The organism is Streptosporangium sp. H13245 (genome assembly GCF_055690525.1).
In genome coordinates, this window is sequence record NZ_JBSZKT010000023.1 from 33,201 (window position 1) to 45,617 (window position 12,417).

At 71.4% G+C, this 12,417-nt stretch carries 15 protein-coding genes; 11 read left to right on the forward strand and 4 right to left on the reverse strand.

Annotation, left to right across the window (positions count from 1 at the left end):
* The first annotated feature begins 34 nt into the window (after window positions 1–34).
* Together ACW9TB_RS26455 and ACW9TB_RS26460 are read left to right on the forward strand one after the other, a co-directional pair.
* Window positions 35–1,411 carry a cation:dicarboxylate symporter family transporter gene (locus ACW9TB_RS26455; protein ID WP_472750759.1) on the forward strand — a complete coding sequence of 459 codons (1,377 nt, stop codon included), beginning with the start codon at window positions 35–37 and terminating at the stop codon, window positions 1,409–1,411.
* 262 nt (window positions 1,412–1,673) lie between these two features.
* Entirely contained in the window at window positions 1,674–2,516 is an 843-nt protein-coding gene (locus ACW9TB_RS26460; RefSeq protein WP_472750760.1) for an amidohydrolase family protein, read from the forward strand.
* Between the two features lie 122 nt (window positions 2,517–2,638).
* On the opposite strand, the gene ACW9TB_RS26465 is transcribed toward ACW9TB_RS26460, so the two are convergent.
* Together ACW9TB_RS26465 and ACW9TB_RS26470 are read right to left on the reverse strand one after the other, a co-directional pair.
* Entirely contained in the window at window positions 2,639–3,190 is a 552-nt protein-coding gene (locus ACW9TB_RS26465) for a hypothetical protein (protein WP_472750761.1), read from the reverse strand.
* A gap of 2 nt (window positions 3,191–3,192) precedes the next feature.
* Entirely contained in the window at window positions 3,193–3,420 is a 228-nt protein-coding gene (locus ACW9TB_RS26470; RefSeq protein ID WP_472750762.1) for an RNA polymerase subunit sigma-70, read from the reverse strand.
* 98 nt (window positions 3,421–3,518) lie between these two features.
* Between ACW9TB_RS26470 and ACW9TB_RS26475 the strand changes: the two genes are divergently transcribed.
* Entirely contained in the window at window positions 3,519–3,881 is a 363-nt protein-coding gene (locus ACW9TB_RS26475; RefSeq protein WP_472750763.1) for a DUF2203 family protein, read from the forward strand.
* 23 nt (window positions 3,882–3,904) lie between these two features.
* Here ACW9TB_RS26475 and ACW9TB_RS26480 read toward each other — a convergent pair whose 3' ends face one another.
* Window positions 3,905–4,315, reverse strand: a complete 411-nt coding sequence (locus ACW9TB_RS26480) for an organic hydroperoxide resistance protein (protein WP_472750764.1) — start codon at window positions 4,313–4,315, stop codon at window positions 3,905–3,907.
* Between the two features lie 84 nt (window positions 4,316–4,399).
* Here ACW9TB_RS26480 and ACW9TB_RS26485 point away from each other — a divergent pair, with 84 nt between their 5' ends.
* Both ACW9TB_RS26485 and ACW9TB_RS26490 read left to right on the forward strand, forming a co-directional pair.
* Window positions 4,400–4,825, forward strand: a complete 426-nt coding sequence (locus ACW9TB_RS26485) for a MarR family winged helix-turn-helix transcriptional regulator (protein WP_472750835.1) — start codon at window positions 4,400–4,402, stop codon at window positions 4,823–4,825.
* A complete protein-coding gene (locus tag ACW9TB_RS26490; protein ID WP_472750765.1) occupies window positions 4,822–5,184 on the forward strand; it encodes an MmcQ/YjbR family DNA-binding protein in 363 nt (120 codons plus the stop codon). Before ACW9TB_RS26485 ends, ACW9TB_RS26490 begins: the two co-directional genes overlap by 4 nt.
* Here the strand turns inward: ACW9TB_RS26490 and ACW9TB_RS26495 are convergent.
* Window positions 5,168–6,112 carry a serine hydrolase gene (locus ACW9TB_RS26495; RefSeq protein ID WP_472750766.1) on the reverse strand — a complete coding sequence of 315 codons (945 nt, stop codon included), beginning with the start codon at window positions 6,110–6,112 and terminating at the stop codon, window positions 5,168–5,170. The two genes, ACW9TB_RS26490 and ACW9TB_RS26495, sit on opposite strands and share 17 nt — an antisense overlap.
* A gap of 219 nt (window positions 6,113–6,331) precedes the next feature.
* Here ACW9TB_RS26495 and ACW9TB_RS26500 point away from each other — a divergent pair, with 219 nt between their 5' ends.
* From ACW9TB_RS26500 to ACW9TB_RS26525, 6 genes are all read left to right on the forward strand, one after another.
* On the forward strand, window positions 6,332–7,540 hold the full coding sequence (locus ACW9TB_RS26500; protein ID WP_472750767.1) for an LLM class flavin-dependent oxidoreductase: 1,209 nt from the start codon (window positions 6,332–6,334) through the stop codon (window positions 7,538–7,540).
* Window positions 7,537–8,862, forward strand: a complete 1,326-nt coding sequence (locus ACW9TB_RS26505) for an NtaA/DmoA family FMN-dependent monooxygenase (protein WP_472750768.1) — start codon at window positions 7,537–7,539, stop codon at window positions 8,860–8,862. The genes ACW9TB_RS26500 and ACW9TB_RS26505 overlap by 4 nt, the downstream gene beginning before the upstream one ends.
* On the forward strand, window positions 8,859–10,022 hold the full coding sequence (locus ACW9TB_RS26510) for an LLM class flavin-dependent oxidoreductase (protein WP_472750769.1): 1,164 nt from the start codon (window positions 8,859–8,861) through the stop codon (window positions 10,020–10,022). Before ACW9TB_RS26505 ends, ACW9TB_RS26510 begins: the two co-directional genes overlap by 4 nt.
* Entirely contained in the window at window positions 10,019–11,152 is a 1,134-nt protein-coding gene (locus ACW9TB_RS26515; protein ID WP_472750770.1) for an MsnO8 family LLM class oxidoreductase, read from the forward strand. The genes ACW9TB_RS26510 and ACW9TB_RS26515 overlap by 4 nt, the downstream gene beginning before the upstream one ends.
* A 352-nt stretch (window positions 11,153–11,504) precedes the next feature.
* Complete coding sequence (locus tag ACW9TB_RS26520) at window positions 11,505–11,849, forward strand: hypothetical protein (protein ID WP_472750771.1); 345 nt, start codon at window positions 11,505–11,507, stop codon at window positions 11,847–11,849.
* 188 nt (window positions 11,850–12,037) lie between these two features.
* Complete coding sequence (locus tag ACW9TB_RS26525; RefSeq protein ID WP_472750772.1) at window positions 12,038–12,409, forward strand: VOC family protein; 372 nt, start codon at window positions 12,038–12,040, stop codon at window positions 12,407–12,409.
* Window positions 12,410–12,417: the final 8 nt, after the last annotated feature.

Here is a 12,417-nt window from a genome sequence, read left to right on the forward strand (position 1 = left end):
CGACCGGATTTTTCTTCTAGCGCGTGGAGCACGCATGAGCGCGGCCCGAGACAAAACACATTACCTGTACATAGCCGTCATCATCGCCGTGATCGCCGGTATCGCGGTCGGCTTCGCGGCCCCCGACGTCGGCCTGGCGCTGAAGCCGCTCGGTACCGCCTTTGTCGCCCTGATCAAGATGATGATCAGCCCGATCATCTTCTGCACCATCGTGCTCGGCGTCGGATCGGTCACCAAGGCCGCCAAGGTCGGCCGGGTCGGCGGCCTCGCGCTCGGCTACTTCCTCGTCATGTCGACCGTCGCGCTGGGCATCGGCCTGCTCGTGGGCAACCTGATCGACCCCGGGCAGGGCCTCCAGCTCACCGACGAGCTGCGCAAGGCCGCCGAGGCGGAGGCGGCCAAGGGCGGCGAGAGCGACACGGTCACGTTCCTGCTCGGGATCATCCCCACCACCCTGGTCTCGGCGTTCACCGAGGGCCAGGTGCTGCAGACCCTCCTCGTCGCGCTGTTCACCGGGTTCGCCCTGCAGGCGATGGGCGGGCGCGCCAAGCCCATCCTGAACGGCATCACGCACATCCAGCGGCTCGTCTTCCGGATCCTCGCCATGATCATGTGGGCCGCCCCGGTCGGCGCCTTCGGCGCGATAGCCGCAGTCGTCGGGGCCACCGGCGTGGACGCGCTCAGGAGCCTCGGCGTCATCATGCTCGCCTTCTACCTGACCTGCCTGCTCTTCGTGTTCGTCATCCTCGGCCCGATGCTCTGGGTGGTGGCGCGGGTCGGCCTGTTCTCGCTGCTCCGCTATCTCGGCCGGGAATTCCTGCTGATCCTGTCGACCTCGTCGTCGGAGTCGGCCCTGCCCCGCCTGATCGCCAAGATGGAGCACCTCGGCGTGAGCAAGCCGGTCGTCGGCATCACCGTGCCGACCGGCTACTCCTTCAACCTTGACGGCACCGCCATCTACCTCACCATGGCCACGCTGTTCATCGCGAGTGCCACGGGCGCCCCGCTCTCCTTCGGCGAGCAGCTCTCCCTGCTGGTCTTCATGATGATCGCGTCCAAGGGCGCCGCCGGGGTCACCGGCGCGGGCCTGGCCACCCTCGCGGGCGGCCTGCAGTCCCACCGCCCCGACCTGGTCGACGGCGTCGGCCTCATCGTCGGCATCGACCGCTTCATGTCCGAGGCGCGCGCGCTGACCAACTTCGCGGGCAACGCGGTCGCCACCGTCCTGGTCGGCACCTGGACCGGCGAGTTCGACCGGGACCGCGCGGTCGAGGTCCTGGCGGGCAGGGCGCCGTTCGACGAGACGACCCTCCTCGACGAGGACGGGGACGACGACAACGACGGCGACGACACCCCGCCGCCCCCGCCGCCCGCCGCGCGGTCGGACGACCCGGCCCTGTCCCCGGCGTAACCGGGATGGCGAACCGGTGGTGGGCAGAGCGCCCGCCACCGGTTCGTACGCGCGGGGGCGCACTCACCCGCTACCAGCGGGAGAGCGTCCACGGCGGGCCTGTGAGCGGTCGCCCCCTCTCGGCCGGGAGCGGACCCGCGGCCCGTACGGCCACCGGTTCACCGGCCGGTTCCCGCGGGCCGGTGGCGTTGACACCCCTGTCGCGGCGCCCTAGTTTGTGCAGGCTCAGACGATTGATCGAGGAATCGAAGGGGAGCGGTGGATGGCCGTCATCGATGCCCACCAGCACTTCTGGAACCTGGAGACGGGCTCCTACTCCTGGCTCACGCCGGAGGCGGGACCGCTCTACCGCACCTTCGCCCCCGAGGAGCTCATCCCACAGCTCGCCGCCGCCGGTGTGGAGCGGACCGTGCTGGTCCAGGCCGCCGACACCTACGCCGACACCGACGCGATGCTGGCGCAGGCCGACGCCCACGACTTCGTCGCCGCCGTGGTGGGATGGGTGCCGCTGAACCGGCCCGACGAGGCGGCCGAGGCGCTGGAGCGCTACGGCAGGCATCCGAGGTTCGCCGGGGTCAGGCATCTCATCCACGACGACCCCGACCCCGACTGGGTCGTCCAGGACACGGTGGTCGAGAGCCTGGGCCTGCTCGCCGCGGCGGGGTTGCCGTTCGACGTGGTCGCGGTGCTGCCCAGGCACCTGGAGCACGTGCCGTTCCTCGCCGAGCGCGTCCCCGGGCTGCGGCTCGTCATCGACCACCTGGCCAAGCCGCCGATCAGGGAGAAGGGCTGGGAGCCGTGGGCGTCGCTGATCGCCCGCGCCGCCGAGCACCCCAACGTGTACGGCAAGGTGTCCGGCCTCAACACCGCCGCCGACCCCGAGACCTGGACCGCAGAGGACCTCCGCCCCTACGTCGGCCACGCGCTTGAGGTGTTCGGCCCCGAGCGGCTGATGTTCGGCAGCGACTGGCCCGTGGCCGTCCTCGCGGGCGACTACGCCAAGGTCTGGGCGGAGACCGGGGTGCTGCTGTCGGGTCTCGACGGGGCCGGAAGGGACGCGGTTCTCGGCGGCACCGCCGCGCGCTTCTACGGCATCGAGGACTGACCCCGCCCGTTCCTGCTCGCGGGCCGGTCCGCGCCGTGAGGCCGACCCGCGTCCTCAGGCCGAGACCGAGACCGCGTCCGTGTCCGACAGGCTGGTCCGCGTTCTCAGGTGAGTTCGTGTTCTCAGGCTGATTCGCGCAGGAAGCCGATGCTCGCGGCGAGGCCGCGGATGTCGGCGCCGAGGGCGTGCAGGATGGAGACCGAGGCGTTCGAGCCGTCGGCCAGCAGGCCCTTGAGCAGATCCTCGCCGGTCACCCCGGAGCCGCTGCCCGAGGTGTGCAGGGCGACCTCGACGACCTTCCTCGCCCTGGCTGTGAGGAGCAGGTCACCGGCCGGGCCGCTGAGCGTCACGTTCAGCGGGCGGAGCCGGGAGCGGGTCAGCCGCCACGCCAGGGGGTCCTCGCGCCGGGCCGGGAGGCGCCGCCTGATCTCGTCCAGGTCGACGCCGATGGCGGCGAGCAGCTCGCGGTCGCCCGCCCGGCCCCTCGCGGCCTCGCGGCTCCGGATCTCCGCGCCGACCGCCTCCGGGGTGACCGCGAGGCCCGCCACCGGCCACGACCCGGCCAGGGCGAGCAGGAACATGTCCTCGTCGAGCCCGGTGCGGCCGTGGTCGAGCGCCAGCAGTCCGGCGCGGACCGTGGTCCGCCGGGCTTCGGGGGTGAATCTCGCGAACATCGTCAGCTCCCGCCCTCGGTGGTCCGGTGTGCGTGCTTGCGGTGTGCCGTCTGCCGCCTGACGCCGAGCGCCGCGGCGATGACCTCCCAGGAGGAGCCCCGGTTCCTGGCCTCGATGACGTGCGCGGCCTCAAGCTCCTCCAGGAGCCTGCGCAGCGCCGCCACGGCCGCCAGCGCCACCACCGGATCCTTGCCGTCGACGGCGTCGGCGAACTCGTTCAGCGATCCCATGCTGTCAGCATAAGCTGACAGGCTCGCTTTTGTCAGCATTTGCTGACGTCATTCCTGTGCTCGCCGCGTTCCGGGCGGGGACACGCTAGCGTGCAGGGGTGGACAGGATCTTCACCGTCGAGGAGGCGCGGGCGCTCATGCCCGTGCTGCTGGAGCGGGCCGCCGCGTTCGTGGAGATGCGGGGGGAGCTGGCCGAGCTCGCGTACGAACTCCGCAGCACCGGGACCTCCGAGGCCGGGGGGCTGGCGGAGGCGAAGGCCTACGAGGCCAGGCTGGAGGAGATCCTCGGCTGGTTCGAGGAGCGGGGCATCGAGGTCAAGGGCGTCGCGCCCCTGCTGGTCGACTTCCCCTCGACGCTCGGAGGGGTACGGGTGCGGCTGTGCTGGCTCGAAGGGGACCGCGAGCTGGTGTGGTACCACCGAGACGAGCTCGGCTTCGCCGGTCGCAGGCCCCTTCCCTGACCACGTTTCCCGGAGTCCCCTGACTACTCGATCACCAGGTTGACCGGGATGTTGCCCCGGGTGGCGTTGGAGTAGGGGCAGACCTGGTGGGCGGCCTCCACGAGGGCGGTCCCCGCCTCCCCGTGCAGCTCGTCGGGCAGCTCGACGCGCAGCGTCACGGCGAGCGCGAAGCCCTTGCCCTCGGGGGCGAGGCTCACCTCGGCGGTCACCGAGGCCTCGGAGACGTCGGCCTTCCGCTTCCGGCCGACCAGCTGGAGCGCGCTGGCGAAGCAGGCGGCGTATCCGGCCGCGAATAGCTGCTCGGGATTGGTGCCCTCGCCGGAGCCGCCCATCTCCTTCGGCGGCGTGAGGGCCACGTCGAGGCGCTTGTCGGACGAGACCGCCCGTCCTTCCCTGCCGTTGGCGGTGGCGATGGCGGTGTAGAGCGTACTCATCGGGATCCCCTCTCGGTTTTGGACAACTTAATTGTGCACAATTTAGTTGATAACAGTCAAGCTCGGTATAATCGCGACGTGAAGATCTCCGTCGAGAATCTGGTCTGCTTCGACGTGCACGCGGCGTCCCGCGCGCTGGACGCCGTCTATCGCAGGGTGCTGGCCGAGCTGGGCCTGACCTACCCGCAGTATCTGGTCATGATGGTGCTCTGGGAGCGGGAGCCGGTGACGGTCAAGGAGCTCGGCGTCAGGCTGCGGCTCGACTCGGGCACCCTGTCCCCGCTGCTGAAGCGGCTGGAGGCCGCGAGCCTGGTACGCCGCGAGCGCAGTGCCGACGACGAGCGGTCCGTGCTGGTACGGCTCACGTCCAAGGGCGTCCAGCTGGGGGAGCGCGCGTGCGACGTCCCCGCCCAGATCTTCGAGGCGGCCGGTCTCGCCCCCGCCGAGGTCCTCGACCTGCAGCACACCCTGCGCCGCGTCATCGCCTCCCTCGACGGGTCGGCGCGATGATCACGGCTGACGACGTACGCCGTGTCGCCATGGCGCTGCCCAGGACCGAGGAGAGGATCGTCAGGGACCGGGTGACGTTCCGGGTGGGCCGGATCGTCTACGTCGCGATCTCGCCGGACGAGACCTCGATGGGCTTCGCCTTCCCCAAGGAGGAACGGGCCGCGCTGGTCGCGGCCGAGCCGGAGAGGTTCCACATGCCCCGGCCCTCCGACGAGCGCTACAACTGGGTACGGGTGTGGCTCGCGACGATCGACGGGGACGAGATGCGCGAGCTCGTCGAGGAGGCGTGGCGGATGGTCGCGCCCAAGAGGCTCGCGGCCGCCCATCTCGGAGAGCCGGTGATCAGGAGGTCCCGCTGAGATGGACCTCCCTGGCCAGTTTCGTCGTCTGGGCGGTGGAGCGCTGCCAGGTGGTCCCCGCGGGATGGGCGGTCAGCAGGACCATGATCCAGCGCTCCTTGGGGCCGACGAGCCCGGTGGTGTGCAGAACCGGACGTCCCAGATCGGGCACCGGCCCGGCCTGGACGGGCACGACCTGCGCGGTGAGCGTGGCGTCGGCGGCGGACGCGGGGCGAGCGACGAGCGGGACGTCTCCACCGGTCGCGGGCGCGGTGGAGGCCGAAGGAGTGGTGGAGGCGGGGGAGGTCGTGGGGCGGCAGCGGACCGGGGGCGTGGAGCCGTACCCCGACCAGCCCTGCTTGACCGCCCACGGGCCGCGCACCGCGCGGGGGATGCCGAAGTACTGGTCGAAGCCGTCGGAGCCGCACTGCCCCGACCTGCGCAGGTGACCCAGGATCAGGCCGCTGACCCCGGGGTCGGCCTGGTCGAGCAGATAGCGGTAGGTCCTGACGACGTCCATCGCGCTGAGCGAGGTGTATCCCCAGAAGCCCGGCTTGTCGGCCGGTGGGGGAGCGGTGTCGGTGAGCCGCAGCCTGCGCGCCATCCGCTGGATGATCCTTCCCTGGCCGCCCCGGGTCCAGAAGGACGTCGCGGCGCCGTCGTCGCTGACCCGCAGCATGGCCTTGAGCAGCGTCAGATCCCCCTTGGGAACGCTCTTGCGCGACTCCAGGTAGTCGATCGCGATGAGGATCTTCACCACCGACGCCGACCGGAACCTCCGGTGCGCGTTGCGGTACTCGGTCACCTTCGCCGCCTGCCGGTCGAAGACCACGTACCCGGCTGTCACTCCCGCCGGGACGTTCGGCTTGCCGGGGGCGGCGGCCGAGGCCGGAGTGGTGGCCGCGATAAGCGGAAGAACTGTTGCGAGGGCTACCAGAAAACGCGTCACGGGACGAATGCCTATCAGATCCCGGCGCCGACGTCAGGAAGACGCCCTTCCCGGGCTCCCCGGACTTCCCAGGCTTCCTGGACTTCCCGGGCTCCCGGGACTTCCCGAACCTTCCGGACGCCCGCCCCTCCCCGCCCCTCCCCGGCCCGGCGGGCAAACTCTCGCGATATAACCAACTAAACATGTAGAGATTAAGGGTTTTGGTGTTATTGTCGTCATATGTCGGCAGTTCCCTTGCATCTCGCCGTCGCGCTCGACGGCGCCGGATGGCATCCCGCGGCCTGGCGTGACCCCGCCGCCTCCCCGAAAGCCCTGTTCACCGCCGCCTACTGGGCCGCCCTGGCGGCCGAGGCCGAGCACGGCCTCCTCGACTTCGTCACCATCGAGGACTCCCTCGCCCTGCAGACCACGCGCCTGGACGGCCACGACGGCCGCACCGACCAGGTGCGCGGGCGCCTCGACGCCGTCCTCGTGGCCTCCAGGATCGCCCCGCTGACGAGCAGGGTCGGGCTGGTGCCCACGGTCACCACCACGCACACCGAGCCCTTCCACGTCGCCAGCTCCGTCGCCACCCTCGACTACGTCAGCTCCGGGCGGGCCGGATGGCGCGCCCAGATCTCCGGGCGCCACACCGAGGCCGCCCACTTCGGCCGCAGGGAGGTCCCCGAGCTGAGGCCGGAGGACCTCGGCGACATCGACGGGTCCCCCCTGGTCCGGGAGCTGTTCGGCGACGCCGCCGACGCCGTCGAGGCGGTGCGGCGGCTCTGGGACAGCTGGGAGGACGACGCGGTCATCCGCGACGTGGCCACCGGCCGGTTCGTCGACCGCGACAGGCTCCACTACGTCGACTTCGAGGGCGAGCACTTCACCGTCAAGGGCCCCTCCATCGTGCCGCGGCCGCCCCAGGGGCAGCCGCTGGTCACCGCGCTGGCACACTCCCGGCTGCCGTACGAGTTCGCCGCGCGTGGTGCCGACGTCGTCTACGTCACGCCGCACGACACCGAGCGGGTACGGGCCATCGTGGGCGAGGTGCGCGAGATCGAGGGCGAGGTGCGCGCCCCGGAGGCCGGAGCGCTGAAGGTCTTCGCGGACCTCGTCGTGTTCCTGGGAGAGGACGGGGACGGCGCCCGCGAGCGCAGGGCCCGGCTCGACGAGCTCGACGGCGCCGCGTACACCTCCGACGCCGCGATCTTCACGGGCACGCCCGGCGAGCTGGCCGACCTGCTCCTGGAGTGGCGCGCGGCCGGTCTGGAGGGCTTCAGGCTCCGGCCCGCCGTGCTGCCGACCGACCTGAACGCGATCACGCGCGGCCTGGTGCCCGAGCTGCGGGCACGCGGCGCCTTCCGCCGCGCGTACGAGGCCGACACGCTGCGCGGCCACCTCCGCCTGCCCCGACCCGCCAGCCGCTACGCAGGGAGCCGACGATGAAGCAGGTCATCCTCGCCGCCCACTTCCCGGGCGTGAACAACCACACGGTCTGGAGCGATCCCGCCTCGGGCAGCCAGATCGACTTCGCCTCCTTCGCCCATCTGGCGCGGACCGCCGAGCGGGGGAGGTTCGACTTCTTCTTCCTCGCGGACGGGCAGCGGCTGCGTGAGCAGCGCGGCAGGATCCACGACCTCGACGTGGTCGGCCGCCCCGACTCGCTCACCGTGCTCTCCGGCCTCGCCGCGGTCACCGACCACCTGGGGCTGGCCGGGACGATCAACGCCACCTTCAACGAGCCGTACGAGCTCGCCCGCAAGCTCGCCACCCTCGACCACCTGTCCGGCGGCCGGGCCGGGTGGAACGTCGTCACCTCCTCCGACGCGTTCACCGGGGAGAACTTCCGCCGGGGCGGCTTCCTGGAGCACGCGCTACGTTACGAGCGGGCCGAGGAGTTCGTGCGGACCGTCAACGAGCTCTGGGACTCGTGGGCCGCCGAGGACCTCGTCGCGGACCCGGGCGCGGGCACGTTCGCCAGGCCGGAGGCGGGGGAGTTCGCGCACCGGGGCACCCAGTTCGACATCGGCGGCCACTTCACCGTGCCGCGCAGCCCGCAGGGCCGCCCGCTCACCATCCAGGCCGGAGACTCCGAGGGGGGCCGGGCCTTCGCGGCGGCCACCGCCGACGCCATCTTCTCCCGGCACAGCAGGCTCCAGGAGGGGCAGGTCTTCTACCGCGACATCAAGTCGAGGCTGGCCGCGCACGGCCGGTCCCCCGACTCCCTGAAGATCCTGCCCGGCGTCACGTTCGCGCTCGGCGACACCGACGCCGAGGCCCAGGAGAACGCCGACCACATCCGCCGCCAGCAGGTCAGCCCGCAGACCGCGATCCTGCTGCTGGAGCAGCTGTGGAACCGCGACCTGTCGGCCTACGACCCCGAGGGCCCGCTGCCCGAGATCGACCCCGACGTCTCGGACGACTCGATCATCAAGGGCCGGACCCGGATGTACCGCGACCCGCTCGCGACGGCGGCGGAGTGGCGGGCCCTGGCCGAGTCCAAGAAGCTCGGCATCCGCGACCTGATCATCGAGGTGACCGGCAGGCAGTCCTTCATCGGCTCGCCCTCGCGCGTCGCCGAGGAGATCAACGAGTTCGTGCAGGGCGACGCCTCCGACGGCTTCATCCTGGTGCCGCACCTCACCCCCGGCGGCCTGGACGACTTCGTCGACAGGGTCGTGCCGCTGCTGCAGGAGCGCGGTGTCTTCCGCGCCGAGTACGAGACCACCACGCTGCGGGGTCACCTGGGGCTGGAGAACGAACGATGAAATTTCTGGCCATCACCCTGATCGTCCATGGCCCCGACCCCATCACCGGCGAGCTCAAGTCGACCAACGCGCGCCTGCGCGAGGTCGTCGAGAACGCCGTCCTCGCCGAGGAGCTCGGCTTCGACGGCTTCGGCGTCGGGGAGCGGCACGAGCGCCCGTTCATCTCCTCGTCCCCGCCGGTCGTGCTCAGCCACATCGCGGCCAGGACGTCGGCGATCAGGCTGTTCACCGCGGTCACCACGCTGAGCCTGCTGGACCCCGTACGCGCCTACGAGGACTACGCCACCCTCGACCACCTCTCCGGGGGGCGCCTGGAGCTCATCATCGGCAAGGGCAACGGCGCCGCGCAGGCCCAGCTGTTCCACGTGACCGGCGAGGACCAGTGGGACCGCAACCGGGAGGGCTACGAGCTGTTCCGCCGCCTGTGGCGGGAGGACAGGGTGACCTGGTCGGGGAAGTTCAGGCCGTCCCTGACCGACGCGGAGACCTGGCCCCGCCCGCTGCAGAGGCCCATCCGCGTCTGGCACGGCAGCGCCACCAGCGAGGAGTCGGTCGAACTCGCCGCCCTGTACGGCGACCCGCTCTTCTCCGCCAACGTCAGCAACCCCGTCGAGCCGTACGAGGAACTGGTCCGCCACTACCGGGAACGCTGGGAGTTCCACGGCCACGACCCCGCCGACGCCCTGGTGGGCGCGGGCACCGCCGGTTACTACGCGACCAGGAACTCCCAGGACGCGATCGAGACCTACCGGCCGATCTTCAACGCCCGGCTGGAGCTGTTCAAGAAGGTCGGGGTGACCCCGGTCTTCCACACCCTGGAGGACGCGATCGAGCGCAGCTCCATCCTGGTCGGCAGCCCGCAGCAGATCATCGACAAGGTCCACCGCTACCACGGGCGGCTCGGGCACGAGGTCATGCACCTGCACGCCGACGCGGACGGCCTCACCGACAAGCAGCACCGGACGGCCCTGGAACTCTTCCAGAGCGACATCGCCCCCGTGCTGCGCGCGGAGATCCCCAGCAGGCCGTTCCCCCGGCACGAGGACGCCGAACCAGGGGCCCCGGGCCCGGAGACTACACAGCGCGAGAGTCCACAGCGGGAGAACTCACCGCGCGACAGTTCACAGCGCGGGGACGCGCGGGACGGGGGACGGGCATGACCTCCCTGTCGATCCTCGACCTGGCCCCCATCCCCTCCGGCGGCACCCCCGGCGACGCGCTGCGCAACACCCTGGACCTGGCCCGGCGGGCCGAGGAGTTCGGCTACCGCCGCTACTGGGTGGCCGAGCACCACCTCGCGCCCGGCGTCGCCAGCGCCGCCCCCGCCGTGCTCATCGCCCTGGTGGCCGCCGCGACCAGCACGATCAGGGTCGGCTCGGGGGCCGTCCAGGTCGGCCACCAGACCGCGCTGTCGGTGGTCGAGCAGTTCGGCCTCGTCGACGCGCTCTACCCGGGCCGCATCGACCTCGGCCTGGGCCGGTCGGGCCAGCGCAAGGCCGAGTTCGCGGAGCTGGCCAAGAAGGCCCCGCCCCCGCCGAGGCCCGCCAGGGTCGTGGACGGGCTGCTCATCCCGGAGGCCTTCTCCTTCGCCACGCTGGCGAAGTCACCGCTGTTCTCCCTGTACGGCGCGCTGCTGCAGCAGCCGGGCGCGGAGAGCCCCGACTTCGCCGACCAAGTCGACGACATCGTGGCGCTGCTGGCCGGGACCTACCGTTCCCCCGAGGGGGTGGCCGCGCACGCCACGCCGGGCGAGGGCGCGGACCTGGCACTGTGGATCCTGGGCAGCAGCGGCGGGCAGAGCGCGCAGGTGGCGGGGGAGCGTGGACTGCCGTTCGCGGCGAACTACCACGTCAGCCCGTCCGGGGTGCTGGACGCCGCGGAGGCGTACCGGGAGGCGTTCAAGCCCTCGGAGGTCCTCGCCGAGCCCTACCTCGTCGTCTCGGCCGACGTCGTCGTGGCGGAGGACGACGAGACGGCCAGGGAGCTCGCCTCCCCGTACGGGCTCTGGGTCCGCAGCATCCGCACCGGCGCCGGGGCGATGCCGTTCCCGACACCGGCCGAGGCCGCGGCGCACGAGTGGACGGAGGAGGACCGTGAGCTGGTCGCCGACCGGCTGGCCACCCAGTTCGTCGGCTCCCCGGAGACCGTCGCGGAGAGGCTGCGCGTGCTGCGCGACGTCACCGGCGCCGACGAGCTGCTCGTCACCACCATGACCCACGACCACGCCGACCGGGTCCGCTCCTACGAGCTGCTCGCCGAGGAGTGGGAGGGACCCGCCACCGGACGTTGAGCCCCCGTCACGCCCTGTCGGCGCCACCGGATCCGGTGGCGCCGACAGGGCTTCACCGGTGCCTGTCCGGTTTGTCCTTCCGGCCGGTCCGGAACCGGGCCTCCGAGGCGTACGGACGCGCCGTCGCGCGGAACCGGGCCGTCAGGGATTGCATAGGAAACTTTCCTATTGAATACTGCGATGAGCAGGCCAATCCCCCCGATCTCACCCCTCGCGCCCCTCGGTACACCGCCCGGTGAGCCGCCGCGCCGGACCGGTCGCCCCCCGGTGACCCCCGTCCCGGCCGGACCGCCGCGAGGAGGGCTCTCGCATCGAGACATGCCACAGCCGTCCCCGCTCCAAGGAGGTCCCCATGCTTCGACGCGTCCTCGCGACGGCCGCCTGCGCCGTGCTGGCCGGTGCCGCCGTGCTCACCCTCGGCTCCCCGGCACAGGCCGCCGCTCCCGCCCGGAGCGCCGCGGCGCTCGTCACGGTCGACCTGGTCTTCAGCCCGCTGTACGTCGGCGACTACTGCAGGGCCAAGGTGAACTCGTCCGCCTACATCGGCTTCTACCGGAACAACAGCATCAGTTGCCACGGATCGGGCTTCCTGGGGCAGGGAGACCCGTACCTGGCGTGTAAGTATCTGACCACCGACGTGGTGATGAGCGCCCTGCCCGGCCCGTACGAGGCGCTGCTCTGCCGCGTGATCCGCTGACTTCACCCGTCCGGCACCCGGTGGCTACGGCCGCCGGGTGCCGGACGTTTTTTCCCGGAAGATCCGGCAGGATGTCGAGAACGCGCCGAGGGCTCCGACGTCCCGGGTGAGACGCCTCGCGACGGGGCGTCCGCGATCCGCCACCGGAAGGGATCCGGTGGCGGTCGGATATGGGAAAGGACCGTTCTGTGAAAAACTCCGGCCTCGGCAGCATCCTGCTCGGCAGCGCCAACCCGGCCCGGCTGCACGCCTGGTATCTCGCCGCCCTGGAACCCAAGCACTTCGGGGACACCTTCATCGACTTCGGCGACGTCCGGGTGCTCTTCGAAGACCGTGCCGACGTCGCCCCGGCGACCGCCGAGCCCGGACGGGTGATCTTCAACTTCCACGTGGAGGACGCCCGTGCCACGGCCGACCATCTCGACGGCCTGGGGGTGACCTGGCTGGTCGAGGTCGAGCGGCGAGAGGTCGGGCTGTTCGGCACGCTGGTCGACCCGGACGGCAACTACATCCAGATCATCGAGCTCACTGAGGAGTATCTCGCCGCCCAGAGGCGATGACCTGTCCG